Source organism: Pseudomonas pisciculturae (assembly GCF_015461805.1).
Taxonomy (GTDB): domain Bacteria; phylum Pseudomonadota; class Gammaproteobacteria; order Pseudomonadales; family Pseudomonadaceae; genus Aquipseudomonas; species Aquipseudomonas pisciculturae.
In genome coordinates this window covers 196,086-222,042 of sequence record NZ_JACVZE010000006.1, presented here as the reverse complement: position 1 = coordinate 222,042, position 25,957 = coordinate 196,086, and the positions used below count along the sequence as shown (strand labels likewise).

Here is a 25,957-nt window from a genome sequence, read left to right as displayed (position 1 = left end):
ACAATCCGAACAGTAAAAGAGTTCTCATCCAGTTCAAGGAGCCCGGTCGGCCCCCACACTCTTACGCCATAGCTCATGCGGAAAGATCCCCCCACTGATAGCGCTTAGTGTCAAGCTCGTCATAGACCTTGCCGCCACGGTTATTGATGGTCTGCCGGCCACCTACGCCAACAGTGCTGTTCAGCTCGAACTCGCCGGTGACAAAGTTGATCATCAGACCGGTCTTCCCTGGAACGTAGTTCGCCGACTGAATGCTTTCGGTCAGTTTAGCTACGCCGATGGAGGCGTTCTGGATGAAAGCCGTATCGATGTACGCCGCGTTGTCCTGCACCACGAATGGGTAAAAGACGTTTTCGGTGTTTGGGTCAATGATCGCGAAACGGCTTGCAGCGATCAGCACTTGACTGGTGATGATGCCCTCGTCGTTCTCGACACCTACGCCGATACCAGCGAGATACGGCTTTCCGTCCACGGTAAGCTGGGTCTTGATGCTGTACATCGCCGCCAGCTCAGACTTGAGCGCCTCGATTTCGATTTGGGCACCACCGCCTGAATCGATCTTTTCCAGCAGGTGCTGGCTGAGCTGGGTCTCTGAAATCTGGTCGGCGAGATAGTCCAGGATCGGCCCAGCATCCGAAGACGACTGGCCATCAACCGGGCCGAAGAACGCGCCCATGTTCCCGATGCGATCCACCAGGCGCGCCCAGAAGAAGAACCGCTTGCCAGCGGCCAAGCCCATGATCGTCAGATCGGTCTGCGGGTTTGCGTAATCGCCGAACTTGACCGCAGTGGCGATATCGGCGGTTTCGCTGTACCAGATCTCCGTGCGCTGCAGGTCAGCGGTGCTGAGGTCCTGGGGAATCGACCACTGCAACTTGATGCCGAACACAATCGATTGAGCGGTGAAGGACGAAACTACGGGCGGCGGCGTGGTCTTGCCGTTCAGCACGGTCTCCGCCGAAGTGGCAAACACAGAGCCGATGTCGAGCGAGTTGATCGCCCGCACCTTGGCCACGTAGCGCCCAGCGTAGATCGCGCTCACATCGACCGAGGTGGTACCGGTGCGGCCCTGATAGATCCAGTCGCCGTCGTTCTTGCGCCAGTAGACCTCGTAGGCGATCGCCGCCTCAGGCTTCTCCCAGCCAATGGTCATAACGCTGATGGCGCTGCCCTGGTCGACGAAGTGGTCATTGCTGACTGTCACGTTGATCGGCGGCGGCTGCACGCTCGGCGGGATCACCGTCACCGGCGGCTGCTCGATGCGGCTCCCGTTGTCGATTGCGCTGTACTTGCTGGAGTTGTGGCGAACCGCGCTGATGGTGAACTTGATCTCCGTATCGGAGGAATCCTCAAGCACGGACATAACTCGGAACTGCTGCACGGCCAAGGTCGCAGAGTCGATGGCCCACATCGAGTGCGTGGGCGGCAAGTCGGCCAGTGGTTCAGCCAACACGATCTGTTGCACGTCCGACGGGAAGCCCGTGGTGTCCAGGGTGATGTTGCCGTTGTCCCAGGTGATGCCGGTACTGTCCCAGGTCAGCGGGTAGCCCACCGACTTGACCGCGCGGGAGATGGCCTTGCCGTTCGGCATGATCAGCGTGATGGTGTCGCCCGGGTACGCTGTCACATCGGCATCAAGCACCAGGGTGTCGAGCGTGGAAGAGCGCAGACGCCCACCGATGCGACGGCCTGCGCGGTCATTGTCCGCGATTCGGATAATCTGCCCTGGGCGCGCCAGCGTGCCGTCAAGGCCCACGGAAAAGCCCACGCTCTCGGTTTCCAGGCGATTGGTGAGCAGTGCCCACTTACCAATTCGCTGAGCCTGGGCTTGAGAGGTGCAGCCGGTCGCGGTGATTTCCGTCTGCTGGATGCCATAACGGGCAATGCCGGGCTGGTCATCAACATACTCGACCTTCTGCCGATAGAAATCCGTCGGATCGTTCCAGCTCACCAGGGCAACGGTGTAGCGTGTCTTTTTCGCTGAACCGAAGTACCCGAACTTGCCGTCAATGACGTTGGCATTCGAATAGGTATAGACCGGGTCTTCTGGCATGTCGCAAATAGCGGTAACTGAACCGCCAGCCCAATACGCCATCCCCCGGAATGTCGTTGAAAGATCCTGCAATACGCGCAAGGCGTCAGCGCGCACGGACAGGTAGAGGTTGCAGGTGAAGCGCGGATGAGTGCCGCCCTTGCCGTCTGGCACCATCTGGTCGCAGTACTGGCTGATCCGATACAACTCCCACTTATCGACCTGGCTGGCATTCAGCAGGTGGCCCAGGCCGTAGCGGTAATGCAGCAGCAGGTCGTAGAAGATCCAGGCCGGGTTATCTGTCCAGGCGCTTTTGAAACTGCCATCCCAAACGCCAGCGTAGGTGCGAGTGGCCGGGTCGTAGTTGCTCGGCACCCGGATAATTCGCCCGTACAGATCGAACGAGCGGGTTGGAATCGACTGAAATTGTGAAGCGTCAAACTGGACACCAAGCATCGCCGAACCTGGATAGCGCAGTTTCGCGTCGATGACTTCAGTGATTGCGTCGATGGTGGTGGTATCAGCGATTGCTGAACTGGTGGCGTTTGGTGTGAGCCTTACGACACGCACCTGCCACCCACTGTTGGCCGGCGGCAGATCCACGCGGTGGGAGCGCTCGTACTTCGTCGATGTTTTCCCGCTGAATGACGAGTCAACCAACGGCACATACGGCCCGCCGTCAGTGGAAAGCTCAATCCTGTACCGGACGCTGTAGCCGTTGGTGTCACCGCTCGTGGTGCTGGTCTGGGAGAGACGAGGTACCGAGATGCGAATACGCACAGCGGAGAGTTGCAGGTTGGTGACAGCCCTCACCCAGGGCTGGTCATAGCGAAGCTCAACACCCACGGCGTTCTCGCTTTCAACCGCCGGGAAGCCTGAGATATGCAGTTGATCCTGGGCACCAGTGCGGATGTCGAGCGATATCCCGCTGAAGTTTAAGGTGCCATCCGCATTCGCCAGCGGGGTTTCGCCTAGGTAAACAGACCGCATGCCGTCTACCAGCCCGCCGATTTCCCCCTCACTCACCAGGTCCAGGATTCGTGCATACGCAGTGCTCTGCAGGTTGTCCGGCGCCTCAACGGACGGGCGTGGTTTATCCTCGCCGCCTTTACTGCCGGCGATAGCTAAATTGGTCATGGCTTTCCTTCAGGCGAAAAAAAGCCCGCTCACGGCGGGCCTGGTGGAGAGGTATGTCGCTTACATCTGGTCTTCGGAGTAGATGCCGGCGCTGATGACTGCACTGCCTGTAGTCATCCGGCCGTACAGCAGCGGAACAGGATTACCCTGGACACTGGTGTTCACGGGGCCATTGAAGCTGTAACTGGGCCTGTTATTGGGGCCGTCTTGAGTGCCGAGGCCTTTGGCCTGAGGGCTCAGTAGTTGCGCAGCGCCACCAACCGTAAGGCCGATACCAAGCTGAACCGCCCAGCTTTGCCCGAAATAACTGCCGACGGCAATAAGCACCACGCCGACAATAGTCTGGATAAGACCAGCACGTTTGGAGCCCGCAATAACTGGGACAATGCGGATCACATCACGACCAGTTGGCTTGCCCAGGTCGTCCTCTCCGATGTTCTCCCTGCCGTTGAAAATCGCGTACTTGAGCCCCTTGCTTGAGCTTTCCGCCATATGCTGTTCAAAGCCAGGAAACTGCTTTAGATAACCGACTACATCACGAAACCCCGCGCTGGTGGTGATTCTGTGCCGCCGACCAAACTGCCGACCGAGCGATCCAGAAAGCAGAACGGTTTGCATTTTTTCGACTGACTGAGCCATTTTTTCTCCGGGTAATAAAAAACCGCCCGGAGGCGGCTTGTTGTCATTGCATCGTAGGGGATAAGTCCAGACTCATCGCTGAGTCTATGGAGATCCTGAATTTCTTGGTCGCACCTGGCTTTATCGTGGTTTCGCGCTCTTTAAGCCCGCTGCCACACGTGGATACAGAGACGATGTGCTCCCCTGGTGTTACGCGGAATTTTGCAGTTTCACCGGTCCCCACCTCTGCCGCGCGAACACCATCAATGCTCACGGTTCCATTGCATCCCGAACCCGCAAAGCCTTTGTCCCGAGTGACGACGAGAAAAGACTCGCCTTGGACGGAGGCTTGATAGGCAAACAACCTGGTAGATGGAACGGGGTCGGCTTGACTGGAGGGGATCGGCGAAGAAGCGCAGCCCGCCAGAAGCAACACTGACGCCAATCCAACATAAGAACGCATATCGTCAGCTCCTTGTGATTTGGGCAGACGATAACATTTACGGCGGCTGTACGAATCCTCAGTAACTGGGCCATGGCGGCCGGTAGTAGCCTCTCGCTACCAAGAACTGCCAAGGATATGCACATGCCAATGAAACAGGACTTCGACTCAGACCACTTCCAGCGGTGGCCTTACGTCCCCGAACATCGAGACGATGGCGACCATAACAATGGTGCAATCGATCTGGTGGCCTATCCAGATCGCATTGTTGAAATCCATGAGGCGACTGATGCCAATGGGCTTCGCCCCCTTCTAATGGAGCTCAACAGTGCTACTGGGCAGTTTATGACCTTGGGTAGCGCTTCGGGCTTCGATGGCGCCGCCTATCACTCATACCTGGAGCTTACATATCGCAACCAGAAACAGGCGCGCGACATAGAAGCGATTCACGCTGTGAACGACGCCTGGGAGCAGTGGGTCAAGTCGAAATACCCAGACTACGCCGTACCGATTCTGGCAAACGTGGTATTGGCGTATCGTTCATTTTCACTCCGTGGAAGTGAGCCGCAATATCTGATAACCGCTTACTATCGCGCGACGGAAGAATCGACTCATCGTCAGCTTGTGGAGCTTTTCCATCTTTTCCTACACGAGCTTCAAGAGCTTCAGCCATTTGAGCCTCCAGTTTGACTAAGCGTTCTTGATTGCATCCCGGTGCCGCCAATAGCCGACCGAGACCTCTGACCAGTAGCCGCCGTACACATCGCGTTTGCTGTCGCGGTTGTACAGGTGATGCAGGATCGAGCCGGGCGCAGGGTAATGCTCCGGCTCGGTTTTCAACACGCCGTCGGCCAGGTAGATCGCTGCATGGTTCGGTACAGGTGAACGAATCTGCATCAGCACCAGGTCACCGTGCTGAAGAGTCGAAACCTTCTCGAAGCCGGCGGCAGGTAGGTTATCCAGGTAAAGGTTGCCACCTTTGTCCCACCAGCCATCCTCGCGCTCGTAATCACCAAGCTCGATGCCCATCTCGCGACGGTAGAAGTCGAGGATGATGCTCAGGCAGTCGCTGATGCCGTGGGCAAAGGCCCGGCCGATCAGCGGCGCCTCATAGCCGACAGGCGCAAAGCTCACCAGCTCGCCGGCGCGCACTACATCGTCCTCGCCCTTGCGCACTTCGAGGATGTACCAGGGAAGGCCGGACGCCTCGCACGATACCCGGTCGGCCTCGCTTGGCGCTGGCGGATAGTCTGGGTGACTGTGCACCACGGCCAGGATCTTGCCCAAGTCCTCGGCGGCGGCGAAGTCCTCAGGCGACAGTCGGAAATGCTCGCTGGGCGTCGAGGCGGTGTTGCGGCACGGAAAGTAAACCTCTTTGCGGCCTTCACGCACCAGCAGCCCGCAGCATTCGCGTGGGTACTCGGCGAGTGCGTGCGCCTCGATCGCTGCCTTGCTTGATTTGTTCATCGGGTCAGGTCCTGATCAGGCCGGCGGCGGGGAATGAACCGTACGGAAGCGGGTTATTGGCACCGAAGCGGAGCTTGCAGCTGCTGAGGCGCCCGCCGCATTTGTCCTTGGTCGCATCGGTCACGATGATGTCGTTCTCGTCAGCCACCGGCGGGCCGTTGTAGCCGCAGTAGGGGCCACGATAGCCGCCGCAGGAGAGCCACCAGCACACGTTGGCCACGATCTGCCGCCTGGGCAGTTGAACGCCCTGAAAGTCCAGGGCCGAGGCCAACTCAAACTGCACAACGGCGTTATCTTCTGAAGACTTGCGCTCCACGTACCAGATATCCGGCGGCAGTTCCTCTTCAGGGTCGGCCTCCGGCTGCCCGTCTAGGTACTTGCCCAGCGTGCGATGGCGAATCAGCTTCGCCCCCACGAGGTCTTCGAAGTACAGCACCAGGGCGGTGATGAAACCGCCAACGTTCCCTACCGAAAGCGTCGGGGTTGGCTGGGCACCCTGCCCCGTCATCTCGAACCCGCCAGCCTTGATCGGCCAGGGCGAGTACTCCAGGCCCTGCCAGAAGATCGGCGACTCCTGCGGGTATCCGTGGAACCGGTAAAGCTCAGCACCCAGCGACGTGGCGTCGAGCTCAAATAGCTCCACCCACGCGCCGGGCTCCAGGGTCTGGATGTCGGCCGTGATCGGCATGGGATTTCCTCAGGCAAAAATAAACCCGCTCGATGGCGGGTGGCGGTGTGCGGCTAGGGGTCAGCTGGGCGCGACCGGGCGCTTGGTGCTGTCAGGGAAGTCGGGATTGGTGTCGGTCCACTTGCGCAGGGATAACCAATAGTCTTTCCATTGCTTCTCGGTCCCTGCAACGTCATCCGCGCCGAGTTGAACGGCTGTGAGGTTTTCCAATGCAAGCGGCATCTGCTCATTGCGCCATGCGTTCTCAACCGGCGACTGTTTGGCGTTCAGGGTTCCCTGAGTGATTGCCCAGGTTCCGTCGGGTTGCGCGGTGTAGTCCAGAGCGTTTTCGTCTTCTGGTCGTGCCCCTCCCATTTCGATACAGCCATCCGGGCAGTCGCCGCCAACGTACATATAGTTTTCGCCAACCCTGGCGTAGACACTAAGCACTATCGGTTTTTCCTCTCCCGGATCTTCTTCTACATCGCTCATGCTTTAACCTTCCATACTTTGATGCGGCATGGAGCGGCGGCAACCGATACAGCTGGAGCCGTACTGTTAAGCCAGCCACTAACATTATAAATAAGTCCAGTAAGCGCTGTTTTAAGAATAATGTTACTGCCGACCTGGCCACAAATCGCCCCGTAAACTTGACCGGAAACTGTGGCAACGCAAACCTGATACCAGTTTCCTGAATACAGAATCTCCACCTGAGTAATAACGTTAAATCCGGCAAAGGGATTCGCGGTGGAGTATTCAGAGTTCAGCGCTACCGTTGCAGGTGCCGCTTGCGTACCACCATTCGGGTAGATGATGGTGAATTCCGCCAGGTTGCTTGCCAGCTTAGCGTCAAGAGCAGTTTGCAAGTCTGGCTGCGCAGAAAGCGTGCCAGTGATATTGCCCCAAGATGCCGAAGCGCTGATCGCCAGCCAGGTGCCCAAGCTCGACAAGAACCGAGTAGCGCCCGCAGCCGGTGCCGGAACCAGGCCCTTGGTACCCGCCGCCCCTACTGAGGCCCCAGCCATATCAGGCACACCGGATGCAGACCCGGTTCCGCCTTGGCTGACTGAAAGCGGGCTTGTAAGGCCGGTGAGCGCGGTGATGTCGCTGTTTGCCCCCTTGCCGGCTTTGTTGGCCACAGTGGCAGCCAAGTCGGTGATTTGCTTTTGCAATTTACCGAAGGCGGTAAGGACAGTGTCCGTCGCAGCGATCACCGCTGGGTTGGTGGTTACCAAGCCGGTAAGCGCACTCCCAAGGGTTCGGGCAAGAGTCCAGTACTTGTTAACCGCACCTTCGGGCACCGCATCGGTTGAACCCGGCGAAGCCGTCAGCAGAACGTACTGGGTGCCGCTCCAGCGATACTGGCTGTTGGTATCAGTCGTGATGTAGATCTTTCCCGTTTCACCGGTTGCAGGCAGCGCGGCGACGCTACTGAATTCGAGAACATCATCCACGTAGCTCGGTAGCTGGGCCGCCGGTACCGTGCCGTTGGCATCCAGGCCAGCCACGCCGTTGGGCTGCCCCTTCTGCGCACCAGGAATTGCCGCATCAGCCTTGGCCTGCGCGCTTTCTGCCGCCGACTGAGCCGCCGTCGTACGCTGGTCCAATTCGGAAAAGTTGGCGTTGATGACCTGGCCGCCTGACTGCAAACTCTGGCCGGTTCCGTCGTTCGGTGCCGAGCCGATTTTGAGAGGAACAATACTCATGGATGGAATGCCTGTTCGAAGGTTGCTGCCAAGGTGTAGACGCTGCCGCCCTTATTGCTGGACTGATACTCCTTGCACTTGATCAGGAGGTTTTCTCCAAAAGGCTCGGTCCAACTGAAGGCAATCGCGCCTTTGTGCCGATTCAAGAAGGCCTTGATCTGAGCAATTTTGGCCTTCTGCCCGGTGAAGGTCAGCGGCCAGGACTCGGACTTATTGTTGATCCCGTCCTCGGCCGTCTGCTCGTAGCCGTCGCCGAACTTGGCTGACTTCACGCGAAACGTAGTGGTACCGGTGGGCTCCTTGTCGGGAGTCCAGCTGAAGGTTTCCGTCGCCATGCGGCTCCCCAGAAAAAGAAACCCCACCGAAGCGGGGCTTGGTTATCGACCGTTGATCTTTGACCAAATTTGACCGCCCGGTAGCAGCTCGCGGGCGATCTGCTCTTGCGCGCCCTGCTTCGCTGCCTTGGCGTAGGCCTGAGCCACAGCCTGGCTTTGGGCATCGTCAGACGCCCCACTACCCTGCCCCTCTGGCACCGTGAAGTGCTGCTGAATCACCACCTCAGTGCTTGAACCCTGCCCACCGCCAACTGCCATAACGCCCAGCTTGCCGCCGGCAGTTCGAGTCAAAGGCATGATCGCCTCGTCCCCAGCCTCACCCATGACGCCAGTCTTGCCGTTTGCCATGCCGAAAGCCGTTGGCTTGCTGACAACCGCGTTGGTGAATGCACCGCCGTCGGCGAACATCTGTACGCCGTTGGACCAGGCCCCACCGAGGGCTTGAGGAAACGCCACTGACCCACTGCTCGCATCGAACTGGCTGCCGAAGTTGCTCGCGCCCTGTGCCGCGCCACCAGCAGTTGCTGAGGCTGTAGCGCCGCCGCCTCCAAAGTAAGAACCGGCGGCAGATGCGGCGAGCCCAAATAGCGAGCTCAGCGCCGATGACGCCGCCTGCCGGGCAGCAATGCGCGCCATGTCTGCGATGATCGACTTGGCGAAGTCAGCAAACGAAAGCTTGCCGGTCAGCGCGAAGTTGACGATGGCGTCTTCCATGGAGCTGAAGGCGTTGCCGAAAAGGGTCTTCGTCTGCCCTGCCACATCCTTGGCAGAGTTGAGATAGTTGTCCCAAGCCGCCGTAGCGCCATTGGTCCAATCGCCCTGGGCATTCTCCACATCCGCATAGTTTTGCCGGATCTGGTCGGTGGCCTTCTTGTTCGCATCGGCGAGCGCCTGCGATTTGCGGATGAACTCTTCGTCCGACATATTGCGCGAAGGGTCGGAGCGTTGGCTTTCCAGTTCCAGCGACTGCTGAGCAAACCGGTCTTGCTGGCCGTTCAGCTCACCGTTGAGCGCGTTCTGGCGGTCTCCCTGGCCTACGCCCAGCACGGCGCGTTGCCCGGCCAACTCCAAGGCCCGCTGTTGCTGCCCCAGCGCCTGCACGTAGGAACTGATCGCCCGTTCCTGCTTAGCGAGTCGCCCGGTCTCGTTGGTCGCCAACACTTCAAGCTGGCTATCCGCATCCTTCTGCGCCTTGACCATCTCTGCGCGCGCGTCGGCGATCTTCTGGTCGAGCTGGATACTTTGCGCGGCCGATGTGGTCTTCTTGCCCTTGGCGGCTTCCAGGGCGGCAATCTCGGCCTCGTATGCTGCCGTGGTCTGGTCGAGTTGGTTGCCGATTAGCTCTTGGCGCCGCAGCAGGTAATCAGCCTCAGATAGCAAGCCGGCCTTCTGTGCCGCTTCCAGTTCCTTCTGGTAGTTTTTGTAGGTGTCGGTGATGGCCGCTAGGTCGTTCTTGGCGTTGTTGAAGCTGGTCAGATCGACCTGGGTGCCAGGTGTTTTCGCATCCTTGAACTTGTCGTTGATATTGGAGATGTTTTTATCGACCGTCGCCTGGGCCAGGCGTGGGTCATTCGGCGAAACCTTGCGGATATCATCGAGCTGCTTTTTGTAATCCTTGATCGCTTCAGTTCGCTTTTGCTCATTGGTCCATGAGGATTTGGTGAGTGCGTCCACCTTCTGCATCGAAGTGATTGCGGACTGTTGCGCCTTGGCTCGCTCGCCCTCCTGCTTGGCGATGTCGGCTTCAGCATCACGCTGGTCTTCCAGCATGTTCAGCTGATTGGTGTAGTAATCAACCATCACCTGCTTGTTTTGGAAGGCGCCGACATCGCCCGCCTGTGCACTCGCCAGGTCACGTCGGGCCTGTTCGATATCGGCGCCGATATCCGGACGGCCGACGTTTTTGAGGTTGTCGGCAGCACGCGCCACGGCTTTGTAGCCGCGCTCCCAGAAACTGAGATTTTCCAGGATCTTCGGCGTGCGTTCGTTAATTGCGTCGGCGTATTGCTCGGTCGCCAGCTTCACTGCGCCAGCATGGTCGCCCTGCTCTTCCAGCGCGGTGATCTGCGAGTAAACCGAGGCAGTCAGGTAGTGATACTGCTCGTTCAACGCAGCGGACGCCTTGACCGGGTCGTCTGCCAGCTTTACGAACTCGGCGACCGTCTCACTGACCGCCTTGCCGGTGGCTTCCTGCATCGACACGGCGGCCTGGGTGATACCTGTGAAACTCTCGCCAGCGATCTTGCCGTTGTCCGCCAGCATCGCCAGGACAGCGGCAGCCTGACCGGTGGTGCCCACTGTTGCGCTGACTTGCCGAGCCATGTCGCCCAGTTGCCCGGCGCTCACACCGGCGTAGTTACCGGTAAGGATCAGCGATTTGTTGTAGCTGTCCTGCTCTTCACTGCCCTTGTAGTAGGCAACAGCCAATCCGCCCACAGCAGCAGTTGCCAGGGCCAGAGGAGCCAGGATTGCGAGCAAACCTGCAGCGCCCGCACCAGCACCTGCGCCCAACTGAGCCACGGCACGCACGCCACTACCCCAGTCACCCGAGGACAGAGCGTTGCCGAGCTGTACAACGTTTTCCTGAGCCTGCCGTGTACCGAGACGCAACCTGTCGAAACCGGTGGTGGTTTTTTCGAGCTTGGCGTAGTCCTTGTCTATTTTGCCCAGGGCACTATTGTACTGCTCTTGGCTGATGCGCCCCTCGTCCAAGTGCTTGCCCAATTGCTCAACCTGGGTATCCAGCTTTGCCAGCGCTGCGCGGGCCGGGTCGATGGCACCCAGCAGGCTATTCAAGGCCTTTTGCTCGTCCAGGGCAGACTTAGCCAGGGCCACCTGCTGCTTGTCGAGCTGCGCGGAGATCTTCGCCGCCTCGGCCTCGCCATAGGCGCCGGTCTTGGTCAGCTTGGCGAGCGCCTCGCGCTGCTTCGCCAGGTCCTGGGTGGTTTTGGCGCTGGTGGAAAGCGACTTTTCCAGGGCCTGCATTTCGTTCATCAGCGAAACGGCGGACTGCTCGGCCCGGCCGCCGGCCTTGGTCATTTTCTCCAGGTCAGTAGCGGCCTGGACTGCATCGCCGGAATCAACCCGAATGCCCAGTTCGGCAATTGTGGTCATGATCTGCTCCAGGCAGGCAACAAAAAGCCCGCACTAGGCGGGCTTAAGTGTAAATAGGGGAAACTACTTTTTAAGAAGGTTGAAACCTCGTACCGCAGGCGTGGCATAGCCAAGTACGACGCCATTCTTCTAATTTGTCATATTGCGCGACATTGAATTTCCAGTGGCGAATAAAGCCGATTACACCGACGGCAATAAACGCCACACCGATAAAGAATCTGCTCCAATCGATGCCCCAGTAGGTGTTCATGAGCTTCATGCCGTCGTAAAGGATGATGGAGCCCACGCCTGCAAGAATTACGGGGCCGAGCAAGCGCTTACCTGGCGGAGGGGAAACGCTTGCGGCTAAGTCTGTCTGGTGCCTACCAGTCGTCTGGACAGTCACACTCGGCCCCGTTCCCGACTGCGCTTGATGGGTTGACCGAATCTGAGACGTACCAGCCGCGTAGATGACTGATAGAAGCTGGACGTTCTGACCTTGGCAGTGCGGACAGGCGATAGCGTTTGGACTTACCACAAACTCATTCCTTTGAATTAATAGGGAGCCCTCATTTTAAAGCAGCAATTAACATTCTTGCACCTAGTGGCACTTTGCTCAGTCTGCCTCTGCCATAACGCGCAGGGCTTCCCCCTCCAGCACTTGAAGATCAGGAAAGATTGCAGCGAGTTTCTTTTTCTTGATGCCGAGGAACCCGGCCACGTCGCGAATGCAGCTGTAGTCGAGACCGATCGCGCCGCCGGCGCCTGCTCGCCACTGGGTGGACATGCGGTTGAAAAGGAGGAAGGCCGGCCAGTTGCATGGCCAGACCTCCACTTCCTCAACCAGATCACCAGGGGCAAGGCCGAACATGCCGATAATCGCGTCGGGCACGCTTGGCGAGTACATGGCGCGGGCAGCGTCGGTCAGTTTCCCAAGCGTGCCTGGCTGTATGCACCCTCATGAGCCTTAACGACAGCCTCCGCGGCACCCTGGCAAGACTTCACGAATGCGACGATGTTGTCGTCGTTGTATTCGTCGTCGAACGCCCACCCGACAACCAGGTCCTTGATCTGCTGGGTTTGCTGCTCGGTGTCCACAGCGACAATCTCCGACCAAGACGGTTTGTCGCCCAGCGCGGCCCGTGCCTTATCCTTCTTCTCGTTCCATTCATCGAACAGAGCGGCAAGCTCGACGCGATCACGGTATTTGAAGGTGAATTCGACCTTCTCGGGCGCGCTGCCGACGATTGGAATCAGCACGAGCGCGTTGAACGTCGCGTTCTGCGCGATACGGATCTTAGCCATGGATTACACCACCGCTGTCAGGTAGCGGGTCGGCTCGGACTGCAACGCCAGGCTGACGGTACGGGTCAGCAGGTTGTTACGGGACACGGCCGGCTGTTTGGAGAACGACGTGTAGGTGCCGTAGAGCAGCGTGTCGTTGCCAGGCAGGTTAAGACGCGCCGCCTCGACCTGCTTCCCGGCGTCCGCCTTCAGCAGCACTCCGTTGAATGCCTGGATCGGGTCGTCAGCGAGGGTTAGCACCATGCTTGCCGCCGATTTGTCGGTGGGAATCTGCTTGCCTTGGTCGTCTTCGAGGAACACTACGTCCAGGTAGTTCTGATCGCCGCCGGAGAAGGCCACATCGGAGATCTGCGGGATTTGCACCCAGCTCATCACCTTGCGCATCGTCCCGCCGCCGCTGCCTGCCGGGAAGATCTGCGTGTCGCTGGTGTCGATACCCTCCAGGGTGATCGCGATAGCGGTCGCAGCCTTAACACGCACCACCTTGCTGTCCAGCTTGCTCCAACCGGAAGTCAGCAGGACGATATCGCCAGCCGCGAGAGTGCCGCCGACCACAGTGGCCACAGCCTCAGTCGCATTGCTAATGGTGGCGAACGCCAGTGCAGCTGCGTAGGTAGCCGCGTGCTGGAAGGTGCCGCCGTTCGGGAGTTTGTAGCCCATGGGGTATTTCCTCTTTGCAGATATGAAAAAACCCGCTCAATGACGGATTCTCGGGGTTGCCCAATGGGCTGGATCAGTTGGTGTCGCAGCGGTACGAAAAAGAGACCGCCGCGGTGTAGGTGGAATCGCTGTTGATGCCAGGGCCTTGATCTACCGGCGACATAGTGATGACAGTCACCTCGCCCTTCGTGTCCCGACCATAAATAGGGAACAGCTCGATCAGTTCCGCCACCACCGGGTTGGTCTTGGCCTTGCCGGTGCCCGCCGGCGCAATGATGCTGACCTGAAACACGCCCGTATACAGTCGGTGATCGCCGCCGAGCGTGTTGCTTGCGGTATCGCCCGGCAGGTTGAAGGCTCGAAGGTAGGTTTCATCTGCCGCCGGCGTGTAGGCCGTGTTCTCGAAGACGATCTTCAGCTTCTCTGACCTGGCAGCGTTCCAGGCGATCAGCCTGGTTTCGTAGATGGCGGCGATGATGGCGTGACTCATACCTGGTTGTTCCTGATGGCCTCCAACACGATCTGCTGGAAGCGAGCCACGGTGACCCGAACCATGCCGCCGGGGGCCTGGGTCGAGTGGCCGAATTCCAGCGGAATCGCGTAGGGCAAGTTGTTGATGATGTAGGCCATCTGGCCCGCGGTGAAGTCGCTCATTGCAGCGACCAGCGCGGCAGCGGTTTCGGCGCCGCTCGGGTCCACCTCGTCGAAGGTGACGCTTTCGACAACGCCCAGCGAGATGTGCCAGTTCGCACGAAACCGGCCCCCGACGTAGCCTTCGGGCGCGTTGATGTCCATGTCGTCGTTGAGCTTGCGGCCCTTCTTCAGCATGCCGCCCTTGGTGAGGTTGGCCGGATCACTGCGCAATGCATTGTTGTGGTCGTCGACGGCCTTGTTGTACTGGGTCGCGATGGCGTTCTCGGCCCAGATCTCCGGGTTACCCACGGGCGACATGCGGATCAAGCTGCTACCGACCTCGATGATAATCTCGCGCACGCTGGCGTCGATGGCTTCGCTGGTTTGGGCGGCGAACTCGGCCAAGCTCAAGGCGAAACTACCGGATCGGCCGGCGCCTACGCGACTCATGAACGCACCTGCAGCTCATACAGAATCGGCGTACCTGCGGGGTTGATCTCTTTCAGTGGAGGGACAATTGACCAGGTGCGGCCTTGGGCGACCACCTTGTCGAGCAGATCCGGCACCCAGGCCAAGCCCTGCGCGGCGATCTTGAGTTTCTTGTCGCCCTGCTTGATGAGGCTGTTGTTTTGGAATTCTTGGCCGGTGAAGTCGAGCAGGATGCCTTGGGCGGTTTGCTCGACGGTTGCGCCTGGCGCTTCGCCGCCGAGCTCAGGATCGTACTCGCCCGGCTGCGTCTTGCTGATGGTCACGGGTTGGCCGAACTCTGTGATCATCTCCAGAGCCATCACGGCCATTTCGTCGTAGAAGGCCATGAGCACCTCATAAAAAAGCCCGCTCGAGGCGGGCTTGAATGGCTAGGAACGCTATTCGCTTGCGAGCGTGACCTTGGCGAAACCGCGCTTTTTCAGCTCTTCAATAATCTCCTCTACAGACGCTTCACCCAAAGTAATCTCGGTAAAAGCATCTTGGATGAGTGCCTCCAGTTCGCTTTCGTTTACCTCAGCGAAAAGCGCTTTGTTCAGCTTTGCCCAAGTGCTCATTTCTGGACTGTGCATGCCACGCTCATAGCGGCCCGCCATCACACTCGAAATATCAGCAGCGATAGAGAGGTCCGCCTGAGTCATTCCTGCCGCCTTGCGAGCGTTACGTAGAGCCTCTGGGAAACTTTTGTGCTTAGGATTAGGTAGCATGTGAACACCTCTCGTTGGTTTGTGCATTCATAATGCATCACCAATAAGTAGTTCGCAAGTATCATTTTGTATTTTTCTTGATCTTTTTAGATCACACCCTGACAGCAAGCAATCCCCGACGCTGTAGATAATCCGCGAACTGCGTCGCGCTCGGCCGATCAGGCGCCGCCGGCAGTAGTCGGTTGCTGGTGGACGGGATCGCCGCATATTGCCGCGTTACAGCGCCCTCAACACGGTCGAGCAGCACGGCGCCTTTGCGCTTCTCCACCGGATCGATATCGTCCTGATGGATCTCAGCAGCAAGAGCCATCTGTCCGTACTGAATCCGCGCCGGCAGGTAGTTGTTCGCCTTGATTTCACGATCGAGCAGCACTTCCTGGCGCGGCCAGGACAAGCCCTGCTCGCTGCTGGTCTTGCGCCCCTTCCAGACCATGCCATCCATCGCCAAGGCCGCTCGGCGCAGCAACGCTTCCTGCTCGGGAATGCCTGCGGGGATGACCGTACCAAACTTCACGGCATACATGGCCAGATCCTCGGCGCTCGCGTAGCTTTCGGCGTCAGGCTTGCCAGTGCCGTCCTCGATGATGAGTGTCATGCGTCAACTCGCTGGAATGGTTTGAAGATTGGCCGCCGGGTCACCGACAGCCAGCATTATCACTCCTTGGGCAACTCAGCTACGAGCTTTTCCAGGGATTCTTTCGAGGCGTTGGCGCGGTAGGGCACCTTGGCTTCGTCCAGCTTCGCTTTCAGTTCCGCGACTTCGCCGGCCTCGTCAGTAGCCTGCGCGACTGCGGCCTTCTTGAGCGCTTCAATCTCACCACGCAACTCGCCGACAGTAGAGGCCAGGTCGTCACGCTCCTTGGTCAACTCACCAAGAGAGGTATGGGCGGACTCAAACGCACCAAACAAGCAGATCGCCAACTCACCTGCTTCTGGACGCAAAATCTCACCGGACTTCAGGCCGTCAACCAAGAAGACAACTGCATCGTTTTCAGCGCGCAGCCCAGCAATAAGGCGTTCCAGCTCAGCCTGATTGTCGGTGCCGACAACCTGTACTCGAACGTCCTCCTTTACCGAAACATCGACGCCAACCGACTCATAGGCGTCTACCACCTTCGGCCAATCGCCAATCACCAGCACGCTGGTTACACCCGCTTCTGGCTTATCGAAGTGTTCCGGGTTGCGATAACGCTCATCCGGATCGAAGCCATCGAGCTGATTGCTGTAAGTCAGTTTCATGAATATCTCCGTGGCGGCCATTACTGGCCGCTCTCAGGGGTTGTTATCAGCCGCCGGCTGGAGGCGTGGCAGTCAGTTTGATCATCACGCCGGCGGTGACCTTGTTGCTGCCCGCGTGCTTGACCCAGTTAGCCGCGGAGCCAACGGCGGCCAGGGTTGGGTTGGAGCCGCCGGTGGTGGCTTTCCAGCTGTAACCCAGCACGTCGATGTTCACGGTGCCTTCTGCGCGGTAACCGATGCTCAAGTTCTCTTCGTCGTTGACCTCGTAAGAGCGGAAGCCTGGAGCCTGAGACTCGGTGATGGTTACGGCGTTTGGCAGCAGGCCGAAAATCACGTCTGCCGGCGCGGTGTCGGTCACCAGTACTGGCTTGCCGAGCGTGCCGGGCAGGCCGCCGTAGATCACGACACCCGCTTCTTCGTAGATCTTGTTGGTGATCGCCTCGTCAACGATGTCGAAGTACGCAGACGAGTGCATGACCCAGAGCGCGATGCGGCCGAACTTGTCGCCGAACTTGCGCATGCCGCGCGTCAGCGTCTTCTTGCCGTCGGTTTCGATGTTGGCCGATACCACCATTTCAGCGTTGGAGCCGATCGCAGCGCGCAGGCCCGCGGTGGCGTACTGGATGAAGCCTTCCAGGGTCGCGTCGGCCACGTCAGCACCGACGATCTGGGAGAACTCCTCGACCGGACGACCGCGGCGCTTGAACGCCTCTTCGGTGGTCTGGTAAGGGCCGTACTTCCATGGGGCTTTGACGCCAACAGCTTCGCCGGCGCTGATTTTCTTGGCAGTTACCTTACCGTCGGAGTTGACGTCGCGGTGCTCCAGCGAGCCGTTCAGCTTGTAGAGGGCGCGCTTGCGGAAGTCGCCTTCAATCAGCTCGTTGTCCAGGACCATCGCGCCGTTGGACGACGCGTTGAACACATCGAGGTTGTCCTGGACACGCTCCAGGTATGCGGTTTGCGCCTCATCGTTGTAGATGATCAGGTCGCTATTTACGGTTGTAGCCATGGGTCAATCCCCTTACTTGGGCAATTGCAGATATGCGGTTTGGCCGTGCTTGCGCTGGAAGTCGCGCTTCTGCTCGGAGGTCATTTCGGAGCGCTTGAATGCAGCCTTGCCGCCACCCCCGCCCGGGGCAAATGTCCCTGAAGCCCTTGGCCACAGATGAGGTGCGCTTTCGCGCAGAGATTCCGCCCATTCGAGGGGAGTCAGAGGGGTCTTGCCGTCTTTACCGAGGATGACCTGGCCGGACTCATCAACGGCGACTGCATCGCCATCTTCGTTTAGGGTGAACACGCCTTTGGCGCGCAGGATGATGTCGTCGGTTGCTTCCGGCAGAGCGCCGGCCTTAAGTGCTGCGCCGCGTACCGAGTCGCCCAGAACTTTGCCCTGGAACTTGGCAGCGAAGGACTCTGCTTTCTCGGCACGCTCGCTGATGGTCTTCAGCTGCTTGTCGTAGTCGCCACGTAAACGCTCGGTGCGACGGTTGAAAACCTCGTCCACCTTGCCCTCGGTCAGCAGCTTGGTTTCTTCATCCTGGCCCGCACGACTGAGCAGGCCTTTGACGGCGTCGATGTCGATGCCCTCAAACTGGGTTTCAAACTGAGTCAGCTTGCCGGAGGTTTCCTTCAGCTTGCCCAGCAGCTCAGAGTTCTTGGTTTTCAAACCGGAAACAGATGCTTCAACGGCAGTCGCGATAGCGGCCTTGATTGCCGGGTTTTCCAGGTCGATTTCGTTTTCTTCTGCCACGGTGATGCACCCCTTGGGTTGGTCTGCCCGCTTTGCAGGCAATAAAAAACCGGCTCATAGCCGGCTGATTGAATGTGTTCGGTTAAATTCCTGCGCGCTCGGAGGCCAAAGGCTCCAGGCTCTTCATCTGCACGAGGGTCAGTGGAGCAAAGTTGCGATCAAGCTGCAGTTCGGCGAAACGCTCGACGGTCAACCCGCCTTCGCGAAACAGCTTGGCTCGCACCGGCCCAATAGCTACGTCCTGAAACGACGCTGGCTGCTGCTGGAGCCAGTGGTAGTAGTCAAGGCTTGCACTTACCTGCCCTGCCCCATCAGCCCCGACTGAAGCGCGGGTAGCGCCCTTTGCAAACATCTCGCTGAGCTTGGTCAGAAGGATGAAGGTGGTGCGGCAGTTCGGGTGAAACGGTGGCCGTGGCCCCGCATCCACCGGATACCGGCGCTTATCCATCGATCGGCATTGCTGGCTGGTCTTGCTGTCGAGCGTGGCGACCATCTCGACTTCGGAAACGATGTCGGTATTGGCCTTGGCCACCTCCATCCGCGCCTGGGACGACACATGCTGAATAGCGGTGTGAACGACCGTGCTGGCGTTGCGGTTGGTGGTAGCGAGAATGCCGTCTTTGTACCCTGCCGCCTTGGTACCGCGAATGTTGCGGATGACCTGAAAGTTCGTCTGCCCTTCGAAGAATCCCTGCCGGATGGTGCCGGTGACGCGCTCACGCTCTGCGCCAGTCCAGCCCTTGATGAAGGCCTTGAGCAGCTTCCCACCACCAGTACCGCGCACACTGAGCGGGTTTGTCAGTACAGCGGTACGGATTGCAGCGGCCGTAGGCGCCACCACATCCAGCGACACACCCACCGGGGCCGATCTGGCAAGGCTGGTCGCTTCGAACTGCGCCTCGTAGTTGGCGATATCCACCAGGTCGAGGTTCAGTTGCGCGCTGTAGCGGTCGAAGATACCCAGCAGCAGGCTATCCACTTCCTTCAGCAGCGCTTCCAGGCGCTTCGTGTTGTACTCGGTGAGGTCCGACTGGGTGAGCCGGTCTCGGATCGAGCGGTCAATCTCCTTGAGGAAGGGAGCGAACTTGCCCACCTCCCCAGCCTTGAGCTTTTCGAGGAAAACCGCGTGCCGGATGGTTGCATCAAGGATTGCTTGGTTTGCCGCCATTCAGTTTGTCCTCGTCATCCAGGTCCAGGCCGTCGCCCTGCTCTTCCAGTTCGCCGTCGATCTGCTGGTCAGTACGCTCTGGCGCGATCAGCCCCAGCTTGCGAAGGTAGGCCCGTAAGTCAGCCTTGGCGAAACCGCGTTGCTGCCAGAGCGAAACCAACGCAGCGATCATCTGCGGATCAGCAGTCAGCTCGACGAACTCTTGATTGACTTGGTAGGCAACCTTCTTGTCAGCGATGCCCATATAGGCGCAGCACCACATAATGGCTCGGGTATAGGCCTCGCTGACGTTGGCAACACAGCCGGCAAGGACTGAAGTAGAGGCCGACTGATCGCCACGGGACTCGGTAGCAGTCTTGGTGGCAAGCGATGCCACCACCATCCTGGCGCCCAGTTCAATCATCATCTGATTCTTGTCGGCCATGGCCTCCTTGACCAGCGTGTTCGGTGCAGGCTGGGCGTAACCGAATGCTCCCCCGACCGGCAGCATCATCGGGGCTCTGGAACCGACATAAATTCCGTTTTTCTCCATCCAGTCGCGCCAGGACTCATCGAGCCCGCTGATCCACGGCTGGGCCTGGCCGCACCAGAACACGCTGTCTTCGTAGTCGGCGCTGTTCCGGTAATGGCCCAGGTTGATCATGGCGATGTCGTAGAGCGGCGATTCGTCGATGCTCGGGTCATTGTTTTGCGCACCGACGAAGGTGAACGGGATCTCCTTGAACCGGCCACTCACCCCAGTGGGGCTGTAGTTCTCGACAATTTCCAATGGGCCGCCACCTCTTGGGCCTGCCCGGCGCCAGACGCGGCAAACAAAGCCGTCATTCTCCAGGGCAAGCTCCCGGTACTGCTCAACCGTCTTAAAGCCGAAGCCATCAGGGATTTCCGGCGACTCTTTCAACACCACCATGGTCAGCACGCTATGGCCGTTCACCATGCCAGTGCGCCAGTTGATGATGTCCTCAGCGCAGTAGGTGAGGATCACCGCGTGCCCGCCGATACCGTTGTCTTGGTGGTAGTCGACGTACAGGCCATGCCGGCCAGCCTCCAACACCTTTTCCAGCGTGCCTTGGGAGTGCTGGTAAATGCTTACCCCGGAACCGTTGGCGTTGTCCTGCAGGTATTCCAGTTTCTTGGGCACCGTCAGCGTCGGGTCTTTATGGAAGGCCAGGCCGAGCAAACCATTCCGGGTATGCCCTGTGGCGTTTTTGAACACCGCCCGCTCGCGATAGGCCCGATTGCGGTCCTGATTCTCCGGCGACTTGTCGTGAGAGTTGATGTACGGCAGCCGTGGCACCACTCGGTGCTGACCGGCGCAGACGTCGCGGACAGTTGCCCAGCGGTCCAGCACTTCCAGGTACTCCGCCCGCTTGAAGGAGACGTCGTTGCTCATCGGGCGTATCCCATTTTAATGGCGGTGACCGGTTTGATGATCGGGTACTCGCGGTGGATGAAGTAGCCGCCTGCGTCGTTCGCGTGATCGATACCGGCAGTTTTATCTGGCTCCCCGTTCGTACCCCACACCTGCTGTTCCAGGCCATCGGCGTAGGTCGGACAGGTAAACGGGTTGATCAGGTAGCGGCGCTCGCCCTGCGCGTTGCAAAAGACGGCGTTCATTGCGTTGATTCGATCCTTCACCGGCGGGTTTGCCGCTGGAGCGATGACCGCGAACCCGGCCTGTCGAAGCATGGCAAGGTCAGTGATGCTGGCGTTCACAGACTTGCGCGAGTCGCCCGAGGCGTCCGGGTAGATCCTGATTTCGCAGGTCTTCTTGAAGTCGTTGCCGTCGTGCTGCCAGTAGCGTTCTTTGATGCGCCGGATCATGTCGGGCGTGTCGTAGCCGTCGACCAGTTCATCCACGGCCCTGGGCAACCCTTGGTCGCGCTTGACGTGGGTGATGGCCGCCATCTTGCCGACGTTGAAGTCCATGCCGATGAACAGCGGCTCACCTGGCTGCACAGTGTCAAAGCATCCGTTGAGCTTGCGGTCATAGGCCGTGTAGATCGTGCCGGACGTCAGGTTGACGAACTGCCCACGTAGATAAGCTTGAATCAATTGCGGCGGGTACGACTCCATCAGCGATGCGATGTAGTCATCCGGCAGGTTCAGTTCGTTGTCGAACGTACTGGCCTGCACCAGGCCGTACATGTCGTTCAGCTTCGGCTTGTCACGGAGCTGCTTCACGAACTGCTGGTAGACGAACTTGAAACCCTCAGGCGTCGTGGTTACGTCCACCCCGTTCTTGAGTCCGGGCAGGTTGTAACGCATCCGCGCAATGATCTTGCGCCAGGCCTGCTGAGCCTTCAGCAAGCTCATCACGTCCAGCTCATCGACCAAGGCCTGGCCGATCTTGAAGCCGACGATGGTCTGCGGCTTCTCCATCGAGCGACAAATCACAGTGCCGCGATACTGCCGGCCGCTGTAGATATGAACCTCGTGGTTCGCCTGGTTGATCTTGGTCTTCAGCCCCCAGTCATAGGCCACCTCATCCATAGTCGGATAGAAGATGTCCCGGATCTGCGGGTAAGTCGGTGCGAAGTAGCCAGCGTTGACGCCGGGCCACTCCATGAAATGTTTGCTGAGCGCCGAGCAGCCCACCCAGGTCTTGCCTGAGCCGAACCCGGCAACGAACGCACGAAACTTGTGGGGCAGCTTGAGGAACTGAGCCTGAGGAACGTTAAGGCTCGGCATTCGGCTTCCTCGCGTCTACCACGTCGACCTGAATCCGGGTCGGGATCACAGGTTCATCGCCCGCCTCTTCCTTCTTGGAGCGGTTGACGAACATATCGCCGGTTTCTTTCGCCGCCTGCTCCAAGATCTGCATAGCCAGGCCGATATTTTTCATCGACTCGGCCCTCTCCACGAAGCGGTTCATGGCCCGGAGCCGGAAGGCGCGGTTGGCGATTGGGATCTCGGCAGTTTCTTCGCGGAAGCGCTTGCGGGTGTCGTTGAACAAGGTCACCCACTTCACAGCAAGCCCCTTCCCCGCAGACTTGGTTGGGTCGTGCGTCTCCACCTGCTGGCGGCTCACCACAACCCCGTATTCGTTCTTGACGGCTTCCACCACCTGAGACGGTGTGTCAAAGCACGCCAGCGCCTGAACGATGAAGCTCTTCACCTCATTTTTCAGGACTGCCATAAATTCTCATCCGTCTAGAGCCTGTCAAGAATCAGGCCGATCTGAGCAGACAGGTTCCGCAGGCCCTCGAAATGTTCAATTTCCCCACCTCGGCGGGACTGTTTGCAGCATCCACCAACGCCTGAACGTTAGGGCTTGCACCGTAGCGGCGGACGACACCAACGAACTCTTCTACGTCGTGGCCGCGCATCTCCAGTTTGGGTGCGCCGTCCTTGGTGAAGGCTGGTTGGCCGTACTTATCCGCGGCGTGGGCGATGTGGTAGCACTCGTGCTCAATGAGGGCGCAGAAGTCGGTGTCGCTGCACTCGGCGCAGTAGTCAGCAGCCAAGGTGATGATGAAAGCCGGCACGTCGCCGAACCAATCACGCATCTGTTGCTCCATCCGAGCCTTCTGCCAGCCACCGGCGCGGAACGCTACCTGTTCGGCCTGGCCCAGGACTGTACGCCCCTGCTTGGCGAAGCTCGATGACGCCCACATGGTCCGGATGTCTGCATCCAGTAGGTGGGCATGGTCTTCGTTGTGAATGCTGCCGGTGTCGGCAAGGATCTCGGCCTGGAGCCATTCCCACACCTCAGGGGCTGGGGTCAGGCGGATACCGAAGTCGGATAGGTCGGACAGCTCAAGCAGTGACGATGGAGGGTATGGCCTATCCATCTTGCCTCCAAAAACAAGAAACCCCGCGCTTGGCGGGGCTGAGCTATTGACCAACGCTACTTGAAGATTGGCGTGACCGCGATGCGGTACAGCAAAGATCTCGCCGCCGCGCCGATTGAAACGTTTTGAGGGCCAAGATTTACGACATCAATCTCTTTTTCGCCCTCGTCGCCAAGCCATACGTTTCCATTACGACCGATCCTGATCGCCCATACCGAAACCCAAACATTCTGTCCGTCTGCAGAAACTACACTCTTTTCAAAAACGTACCTGCCTTCCATCACTCCACCAACGATCTGCATGGTCAACCGCCCCCTAGCATTGCCATAAGGGGTTTCCAGTGAGCAGAGCAGGCCTGCTTCACGCTTGAAGGTGACGCCATATTGAACCTGGGCATCCTTCAGCGCAAAAAACCATTCCTGCGAACTCAACAGATGATCACAGAAAGCCAAAATGCTTTCGCAATCGGATCTCGCACCATTCATTGATTGTTGACTGTTTAAGTCTACCGGCTGAAAACCCATGACTCTCTCCCATCCTAATTGGACGAGCAGTATGCCATCAGTTCGAAGTGGCCCACTACGGCTTACCCTTCCCCGCCATCCAGCAGCACGTCAATCAGCTTCTGCTCACCCAGGCGCATCGCGCCCAAGCATTGCAAGTCGTCGCACTTCGGCCCCAAGCCAAATACCGTGACCTGGCCTTTGGGGCCGATCAACGTCAACGCACCAACAGTGCATTCAGGATGCTCGCCGGCATCGAGGTCGTCAGCAATCTTCCGGAGGGTCTTTGCGGCATCGCGCCAACCTTCACGCTTGAACTCCAGCACCTTGACGGTCATTCAGGTCACCATGATTGCGCGCCACGATTTGGCGCATTCGGAAAACGTGGCGCGGATTACTTACTCCGGCGCTCCACTCCACCTGGCGCCTTGTCGCATTGCAGGCAGTGCTCGCAGTTCAGCGTCCGGCAAAGCCAGACTTTTACTCGCTGCCAGTACGTGACCATGAAGATGTGCCGCATACCAGCCAGGGCCAGGGACACATGCAGTGTCAGGCCGGCGGTGGTCGGGCCGAAGAAGATATTCTGGCTGCGCGCCATGACCACAAACCCGCTGATGGAGATGGCGGTGTAGATCAGCTTGCCCAAGATGCCGTCACGCACCTTGCCGCTCAGTACGCACCAGGTGGCCCACAGCGAAATCAGGCCACAGGCGATGGAGTTGATCAGTTCAAGATTCATGGGTTGCCTCCCCCGAACCGCTGGCGGATGAGCGCCCAAAGGTCAGCGGATTTGATGGCTCGGTTGATTGCCGCCAGAAGCGAACCACCGAAGGCCCCCAGCAGGAAGCCGATGCCGGCGACGATCTTCGGCTCGGTCACGCCCAGGTAGGTGCTGACCATGCTCGTCAGGTAGATCGAGCAGGCCACGCCAGTGATGAGGAAGATCACCCAGGCTCGCCAGTCACCCAAGTCGTCCTTGTGCCACCAGCTGGCGATCACCGCCCCAACAAGGCCCGCAATCAGCAATTCGAACCTGTCAAACAGACGGTGAAAAAAATCCATATTCGGGCCTATTGACGTTCAATAAGGTTCTGCAGCAGCCTCTCGCAAGAAGATATGAACCTTAGGAAAATATAATGGATGTAAGTGAGTGGACCCTTACGGCAACTGCAGCAGCAGCAGTTGCCGCGGCAGTGTCAGCCATCACTAGCGCAGTGAGCGCAAGTGCGGCACGCCGTGCGATAGCCCAAAATGAATCAATAACGGCAGCCTCGAGAATCAGGGAAGACCATCTGCGAGAAAATGCTCGCCTGCTAGAGCACGCGACAACCACGCTTGAGCGCGCCTACGCAGCCCTCATGGGGGCAAACGAACAGCTCAATGTGCCTCCGCGAAATCGAATCAACTGGCTCACATCCGCAAGGCTGATTGAAGAGTTCAAAAGCACAAAACTAAGGATCGACGATCCTCTACTGCTTCAGGAATGCTTAAGCCACGAAATGCACTGGCGGAACCAGTTTTCATTTAAGCTGGAGCAACTCGGGGTTTCTCATCCGGACTATTTCCGACAGTCTGGAAAAGAAATAATCCAACTGACATCCGCAGTTATAGTGTGTGGTTTTTCGACTTGGCCCGACGAATACAATGATCCAATAGATAAGTACAGCACCGTGAAAGAAGCTGTCAATCAGATCGGCGTTTCACACATGTGGGCCCATCTAAGGTTCCACTTAGAGTTACAATAAAGACTAATGCCCTACTCCCGGCCCCGCTTTAAATAAGTGGGGATTTCCCCAGAATGAAAAAAGCTCGCTACCAGAGCGAGCCTTTCATTGTTGCCTCATGAAAATTAAAACTTGAGGCTCTGATGGAGAACTAAAGCAGCCCATGCCCCACAGGGGCGTAGGTCACTATTTTGATCCCCATCTTAGACCACTCAAGTTTCAAATCTTCGATTTTCAGCGTTGCCTGATATAGCTCTTCATGATCCATATCATTCACCTCCGCAACCCATTGATATGCAGGTCGCGAATTCAACATTTGAGCCAGTAATTTCGAGTCAGACTCGCTATCTAACATAAACTCAAAACCTGGCGCGGTAGGGCCAAAATTCGACGGTTTCACGATCCAATGGGGTTCGTGCCCATCTGGCGCCTGCGTCACAACATACTTGCTCATATCGTCCTCCGTGAGTGGAGGTATGACAATATCAAAC

Annotated in this window: 33 protein-coding genes; 2 read left to right on the top strand and 31 right to left on the bottom strand. The window is 58.5% G+C overall.

Annotation, left to right across the window (positions count from 1 at the left end; all coding sequences use genetic code 11):
• Positions 1–73: 73 nt before the first annotated feature.
• From ICY20_RS18215 to ICY20_RS18205, 3 genes are read right to left on the bottom strand one after another with little or no spacing between them, the layout of a single operon-like run.
• Positions 74–3,169 (bottom strand): host specificity protein J, encoded by a 3,096-nt coding sequence (locus ICY20_RS18215; RefSeq protein ID WP_194938226.1) that lies wholly within the window; start codon positions 3,167–3,169, stop codon positions 74–76.
• Positions 3,170–3,229: 60 nt separating this feature from the next.
• Positions 3,230–3,808, bottom strand: coding sequence for a tail assembly protein (locus ICY20_RS18210; RefSeq protein ID WP_194938225.1), 579 nt, complete (start codon positions 3,806–3,808; stop codon positions 3,230–3,232).
• Positions 3,809–3,851: 43 nt separating this feature from the next.
• Positions 3,852–4,250 carry a hypothetical protein gene (locus ICY20_RS18205; protein WP_194938224.1) on the bottom strand — a complete coding sequence of 133 codons (399 nt, stop codon included), beginning with the start codon at positions 4,248–4,250 and terminating at the stop codon, positions 3,852–3,854.
• A 123-nt stretch (positions 4,251–4,373) separates the two neighbouring features.
• Here ICY20_RS18205 and ICY20_RS18200 point away from each other — a divergent pair, with 123 nt between their 5' ends.
• Positions 4,374–4,919 (top strand): hypothetical protein, encoded by a 546-nt coding sequence (locus ICY20_RS18200; RefSeq protein ID WP_194938223.1) that lies wholly within the window; start codon positions 4,374–4,376, stop codon positions 4,917–4,919.
• Here ICY20_RS18200 and ICY20_RS18195 read toward each other — a convergent pair whose 3' ends face one another.
• The 27 genes from ICY20_RS18195 to ICY20_RS18065 all read right to left on the bottom strand — a co-directional run bounded on the left by ICY20_RS18195 (position 4,920) and on the right by ICY20_RS18065 (position 24,804).
• The gene (locus ICY20_RS18195) at positions 4,920–5,696 is read right to left on the bottom strand and encodes a C40 family peptidase (RefSeq protein ID WP_194938222.1); all 777 of its coding nucleotides are present in this window, start codon (positions 5,694–5,696) and stop codon (positions 4,920–4,922) included.
• 4 nt (positions 5,697–5,700) lie between these two features.
• Entirely contained in the window at positions 5,701–6,384 is a 684-nt protein-coding gene (locus ICY20_RS18190; RefSeq protein ID WP_194938221.1) for a phage minor tail protein L, read from the bottom strand.
• Positions 6,385–6,444: 60 nt separating this feature from the next.
• Positions 6,445–6,855, bottom strand: coding sequence for a hypothetical protein (locus tag ICY20_RS18185; RefSeq protein ID WP_194938220.1), 411 nt, complete (start codon positions 6,853–6,855; stop codon positions 6,445–6,447).
• Positions 6,852–8,069 carry a hypothetical protein gene (locus tag ICY20_RS18180; protein ID WP_194938219.1) on the bottom strand — a complete coding sequence of 406 codons (1,218 nt, stop codon included), beginning with the start codon at positions 8,067–8,069 and terminating at the stop codon, positions 6,852–6,854. Before ICY20_RS18180 ends, ICY20_RS18185 begins: the two co-directional genes overlap by 4 nt.
• Complete coding sequence (locus ICY20_RS18175) at positions 8,066–8,404, bottom strand: phage tail protein (RefSeq protein WP_194938218.1); 339 nt, start codon at positions 8,402–8,404, stop codon at positions 8,066–8,068. Before ICY20_RS18175 ends, ICY20_RS18180 begins: the two co-directional genes overlap by 4 nt.
• A 42-nt stretch (positions 8,405–8,446) precedes the next feature.
• Entirely contained in the window at positions 8,447–11,518 is a 3,072-nt protein-coding gene (locus ICY20_RS18170; protein ID WP_194938217.1) for a phage tail tape measure protein, read from the bottom strand.
• A 70-nt stretch (positions 11,519–11,588) separates the two neighbouring features.
• Positions 11,589–11,831, bottom strand: coding sequence for a hypothetical protein (locus ICY20_RS18165; protein WP_194938216.1), 243 nt, complete (start codon positions 11,829–11,831; stop codon positions 11,589–11,591).
• A gap of 282 nt (positions 11,832–12,113) precedes the next feature.
• Positions 12,114–12,404: a DUF1799 domain-containing protein gene (locus ICY20_RS18160; protein WP_194938215.1), complete on the bottom strand. Its 291-nt coding sequence runs from the start codon at positions 12,402–12,404 to the stop codon at positions 12,114–12,116.
• 17 nt (positions 12,405–12,421) lie between these two features.
• On the bottom strand, positions 12,422–12,802 hold the full coding sequence (locus ICY20_RS18155) for a phage tail assembly chaperone (RefSeq protein WP_194938214.1): 381 nt from the start codon (positions 12,800–12,802) through the stop codon (positions 12,422–12,424).
• A gap of 3 nt (positions 12,803–12,805) precedes the next feature.
• The gene (locus ICY20_RS18150) at positions 12,806–13,462 is read right to left on the bottom strand and encodes a phage tail protein (RefSeq protein ID WP_194938213.1); all 657 of its coding nucleotides are present in this window, start codon (positions 13,460–13,462) and stop codon (positions 12,806–12,808) included.
• A 73-nt stretch (positions 13,463–13,535) separates the two neighbouring features.
• The gene (locus tag ICY20_RS18145) at positions 13,536–13,952 is read right to left on the bottom strand and encodes a phage tail terminator-like protein (protein WP_194938212.1); all 417 of its coding nucleotides are present in this window, start codon (positions 13,950–13,952) and stop codon (positions 13,536–13,538) included.
• A complete protein-coding gene (locus tag ICY20_RS18140) occupies positions 13,949–14,545 on the bottom strand; it encodes a hypothetical protein (protein WP_194938211.1) in 597 nt (198 codons plus the stop codon). Before ICY20_RS18140 ends, ICY20_RS18145 begins: the two co-directional genes overlap by 4 nt.
• Positions 14,542–14,910, bottom strand: coding sequence for a hypothetical protein (locus ICY20_RS18135; RefSeq protein ID WP_194938210.1), 369 nt, complete (start codon positions 14,908–14,910; stop codon positions 14,542–14,544). Before ICY20_RS18135 ends, ICY20_RS18140 begins: the two co-directional genes overlap by 4 nt.
• A gap of 51 nt (positions 14,911–14,961) precedes the next feature.
• Positions 14,962–15,288, bottom strand: coding sequence for a helix-turn-helix domain-containing protein (locus ICY20_RS18130; protein WP_228758476.1), 327 nt, complete (start codon positions 15,286–15,288; stop codon positions 14,962–14,964).
• Between the two features lie 91 nt (positions 15,289–15,379).
• Positions 15,380–15,883: a DnaT-like ssDNA-binding protein gene (locus ICY20_RS18125; RefSeq protein WP_194938208.1), complete on the bottom strand. Its 504-nt coding sequence runs from the start codon at positions 15,881–15,883 to the stop codon at positions 15,380–15,382.
• Between the two features lie 59 nt (positions 15,884–15,942).
• Entirely contained in the window at positions 15,943–16,527 is a 585-nt protein-coding gene (locus ICY20_RS18120; protein WP_194938207.1) for a hypothetical protein, read from the bottom strand.
• 46 nt (positions 16,528–16,573) lie between these two features.
• A complete protein-coding gene (locus tag ICY20_RS18115) occupies positions 16,574–17,536 on the bottom strand; it encodes a major capsid protein (protein WP_194938206.1) in 963 nt (320 codons plus the stop codon).
• Positions 17,537–17,548: 12 nt separating this feature from the next.
• Positions 17,549–18,277 (bottom strand): hypothetical protein, encoded by a 729-nt coding sequence (locus ICY20_RS18110; protein WP_093546469.1) that lies wholly within the window; start codon positions 18,275–18,277, stop codon positions 17,549–17,551.
• A gap of 82 nt (positions 18,278–18,359) precedes the next feature.
• The gene (locus ICY20_RS18105; protein ID WP_194938205.1) at positions 18,360–19,445 is read right to left on the bottom strand and encodes a minor capsid protein; all 1,086 of its coding nucleotides are present in this window, start codon (positions 19,443–19,445) and stop codon (positions 18,360–18,362) included.
• A complete protein-coding gene (locus tag ICY20_RS18100) occupies positions 19,420–20,838 on the bottom strand; it encodes a DUF4055 domain-containing protein (RefSeq protein WP_194938204.1) in 1,419 nt (472 codons plus the stop codon). Before ICY20_RS18100 ends, ICY20_RS18105 begins: the two co-directional genes overlap by 26 nt.
• Positions 20,835–22,136: a terminase large subunit domain-containing protein gene (locus ICY20_RS18095; protein WP_194938203.1), complete on the bottom strand. Its 1,302-nt coding sequence runs from the start codon at positions 22,134–22,136 to the stop codon at positions 20,835–20,837. The genes ICY20_RS18100 and ICY20_RS18095 overlap by 4 nt, the downstream gene beginning before the upstream one ends.
• The gene (locus ICY20_RS18090; protein WP_194938202.1) at positions 22,123–22,584 is read right to left on the bottom strand and encodes a DUF2280 domain-containing protein; all 462 of its coding nucleotides are present in this window, start codon (positions 22,582–22,584) and stop codon (positions 22,123–22,125) included. The genes ICY20_RS18095 and ICY20_RS18090 overlap by 14 nt, the downstream gene beginning before the upstream one ends.
• A 31-nt stretch (positions 22,585–22,615) precedes the next feature.
• Positions 22,616–23,239 carry a putative metallopeptidase gene (locus ICY20_RS18085; protein WP_194938201.1) on the bottom strand — a complete coding sequence of 208 codons (624 nt, stop codon included), beginning with the start codon at positions 23,237–23,239 and terminating at the stop codon, positions 22,616–22,618.
• A 56-nt stretch (positions 23,240–23,295) separates the two neighbouring features.
• A complete protein-coding gene (locus ICY20_RS18080; RefSeq protein ID WP_194938200.1) occupies positions 23,296–23,763 on the bottom strand; it encodes a hypothetical protein in 468 nt (155 codons plus the stop codon).
• Positions 23,764–23,825: 62 nt separating this feature from the next.
• Entirely contained in the window at positions 23,826–24,080 is a 255-nt protein-coding gene (locus tag ICY20_RS18075) for a hypothetical protein (RefSeq protein WP_194938199.1), read from the bottom strand.
• A 56-nt stretch (positions 24,081–24,136) separates the two neighbouring features.
• Positions 24,137–24,481, bottom strand: coding sequence for a hypothetical protein (locus tag ICY20_RS18070; RefSeq protein ID WP_194938198.1), 345 nt, complete (start codon positions 24,479–24,481; stop codon positions 24,137–24,139).
• The gene (locus ICY20_RS18065; RefSeq protein ID WP_194938197.1) at positions 24,478–24,804 is read right to left on the bottom strand and encodes an MFS transporter; all 327 of its coding nucleotides are present in this window, start codon (positions 24,802–24,804) and stop codon (positions 24,478–24,480) included. The genes ICY20_RS18070 and ICY20_RS18065 overlap by 4 nt, the downstream gene beginning before the upstream one ends.
• 74 nt (positions 24,805–24,878) lie before the next feature.
• Here ICY20_RS18065 and ICY20_RS18060 point away from each other — a divergent pair, with 74 nt between their 5' ends.
• Positions 24,879–25,487 (top strand): hypothetical protein, encoded by a 609-nt coding sequence (locus ICY20_RS18060; RefSeq protein ID WP_194938196.1) that lies wholly within the window; start codon positions 24,879–24,881, stop codon positions 25,485–25,487.
• A gap of 130 nt (positions 25,488–25,617) precedes the next feature.
• Here the strand turns inward: ICY20_RS18060 and ICY20_RS18055 are convergent, their stop codons facing one another.
• Complete coding sequence (locus tag ICY20_RS18055) at positions 25,618–25,920, bottom strand: hypothetical protein (RefSeq protein ID WP_194938195.1); 303 nt, start codon at positions 25,918–25,920, stop codon at positions 25,618–25,620.
• Positions 25,921–25,957 lie beyond the last annotated feature (37 nt).

Excerpts from the sequence above, each read along its gene's own strand:
- ICY20_RS18215 (WP_194938226.1), bottom strand. The coding sequence starts at position 3,169 with ATGACCAATTTAGCTATCGCCGGCAGTAAAGGCGGCGAGGATAAACCA.
- ICY20_RS18210 (WP_194938225.1), bottom strand. The coding sequence starts at position 3,808 with ATGGCTCAGTCAGTCGAAAAAATGCAAACCGTTCTGCTTTCTGGATCG.
- ICY20_RS18205 (WP_194938224.1), bottom strand. The coding sequence starts at position 4,250 with ATGCGTTCTTATGTTGGATTGGCGTCAGTGTTGCTTCTGGCGGGCTGC.
- ICY20_RS18200 (WP_194938223.1), top strand. The coding sequence starts at position 4,374 with ATGCCAATGAAACAGGACTTCGACTCAGACCACTTCCAGCGGTGGCCT.
- ICY20_RS18195 (WP_194938222.1), bottom strand. The coding sequence starts at position 5,696 with ATGAACAAATCAAGCAAGGCAGCGATCGAGGCGCACGCACTCGCCGAG.
- ICY20_RS18190 (WP_194938221.1), bottom strand. The coding sequence starts at position 6,384 with ATGCCGATCACGGCCGACATCCAGACCCTGGAGCCCGGCGCGTGGGTG.
- ICY20_RS18185 (WP_194938220.1), bottom strand. The coding sequence starts at position 6,855 with ATGAGCGATGTAGAAGAAGATCCGGGAGAGGAAAAACCGATAGTGCTT.
- ICY20_RS18180 (WP_194938219.1), bottom strand. The coding sequence starts at position 8,069 with ATGAGTATTGTTCCTCTCAAAATCGGCTCGGCACCGAACGACGGAACC.
- ICY20_RS18175 (WP_194938218.1), bottom strand. The coding sequence starts at position 8,404 with ATGGCGACGGAAACCTTCAGCTGGACTCCCGACAAGGAGCCCACCGGT.
- ICY20_RS18170 (WP_194938217.1), bottom strand. The coding sequence starts at position 11,518 with ATGACCACAATTGCCGAACTGGGCATTCGGGTTGATTCCGGCGATGCA.
- ICY20_RS18160 (WP_194938215.1), bottom strand. The coding sequence starts at position 12,404 with ATGTACTCGCCAAGCGTGCCCGACGCGATTATCGGCATGTTCGGCCTT.
- ICY20_RS18155 (WP_194938214.1), bottom strand. The coding sequence starts at position 12,802 with ATGGCTAAGATCCGTATCGCGCAGAACGCGACGTTCAACGCGCTCGTG.
- ICY20_RS18150 (WP_194938213.1), bottom strand. The coding sequence starts at position 13,462 with ATGGGCTACAAACTCCCGAACGGCGGCACCTTCCAGCACGCGGCTACC.
- ICY20_RS18145 (WP_194938212.1), bottom strand. The coding sequence starts at position 13,952 with ATGAGTCACGCCATCATCGCCGCCATCTACGAAACCAGGCTGATCGCC.
- ICY20_RS18140 (WP_194938211.1), bottom strand. The coding sequence starts at position 14,545 with ATGAGTCGCGTAGGCGCCGGCCGATCCGGTAGTTTCGCCTTGAGCTTG.
- ICY20_RS18135 (WP_194938210.1), bottom strand. The coding sequence starts at position 14,910 with ATGGCCTTCTACGACGAAATGGCCGTGATGGCTCTGGAGATGATCACA.
- ICY20_RS18130 (WP_228758476.1), bottom strand. The coding sequence starts at position 15,288 with ATGCTACCTAATCCTAAGCACAAAAGTTTCCCAGAGGCTCTACGTAAC.
- ICY20_RS18125 (WP_194938208.1), bottom strand. The coding sequence starts at position 15,883 with ATGACACTCATCATCGAGGACGGCACTGGCAAGCCTGACGCCGAAAGC.
- ICY20_RS18120 (WP_194938207.1), bottom strand. The coding sequence starts at position 16,527 with ATGAAACTGACTTACAGCAATCAGCTCGATGGCTTCGATCCGGATGAG.
- ICY20_RS18115 (WP_194938206.1), bottom strand. The coding sequence starts at position 17,536 with ATGGCTACAACCGTAAATAGCGACCTGATCATCTACAACGATGAGGCG.
- ICY20_RS18105 (WP_194938205.1), bottom strand. The coding sequence starts at position 19,445 with ATGGCGGCAAACCAAGCAATCCTTGATGCAACCATCCGGCACGCGGTT.
- ICY20_RS18100 (WP_194938204.1), bottom strand. The coding sequence starts at position 20,838 with ATGAGCAACGACGTCTCCTTCAAGCGGGCGGAGTACCTGGAAGTGCTG.
- ICY20_RS18095 (WP_194938203.1), bottom strand. The coding sequence starts at position 22,136 with ATGCCGAGCCTTAACGTTCCTCAGGCTCAGTTCCTCAAGCTGCCCCAC.
- ICY20_RS18090 (WP_194938202.1), bottom strand. The coding sequence starts at position 22,584 with ATGGCAGTCCTGAAAAATGAGGTGAAGAGCTTCATCGTTCAGGCGCTG.
- ICY20_RS18085 (WP_194938201.1), bottom strand. The coding sequence starts at position 23,239 with ATGGATAGGCCATACCCTCCATCGTCACTGCTTGAGCTGTCCGACCTA.
- ICY20_RS18080 (WP_194938200.1), bottom strand. The coding sequence starts at position 23,763 with ATGGGTTTTCAGCCGGTAGACTTAAACAGTCAACAATCAATGAATGGT.
- ICY20_RS18075 (WP_194938199.1), bottom strand. The coding sequence starts at position 24,080 with ATGACCGTCAAGGTGCTGGAGTTCAAGCGTGAAGGTTGGCGCGATGCC.
- ICY20_RS18070 (WP_194938198.1), bottom strand. The coding sequence starts at position 24,481 with ATGAATCTTGAACTGATCAACTCCATCGCCTGTGGCCTGATTTCGCTG.
- ICY20_RS18065 (WP_194938197.1), bottom strand. The coding sequence starts at position 24,804 with ATGGATTTTTTTCACCGTCTGTTTGACAGGTTCGAATTGCTGATTGCG.
- ICY20_RS18060 (WP_194938196.1), top strand. The coding sequence starts at position 24,879 with ATGGATGTAAGTGAGTGGACCCTTACGGCAACTGCAGCAGCAGCAGTT.
- ICY20_RS18055 (WP_194938195.1), bottom strand. The coding sequence starts at position 25,920 with ATGAGCAAGTATGTTGTGACGCAGGCGCCAGATGGGCACGAACCCCAT.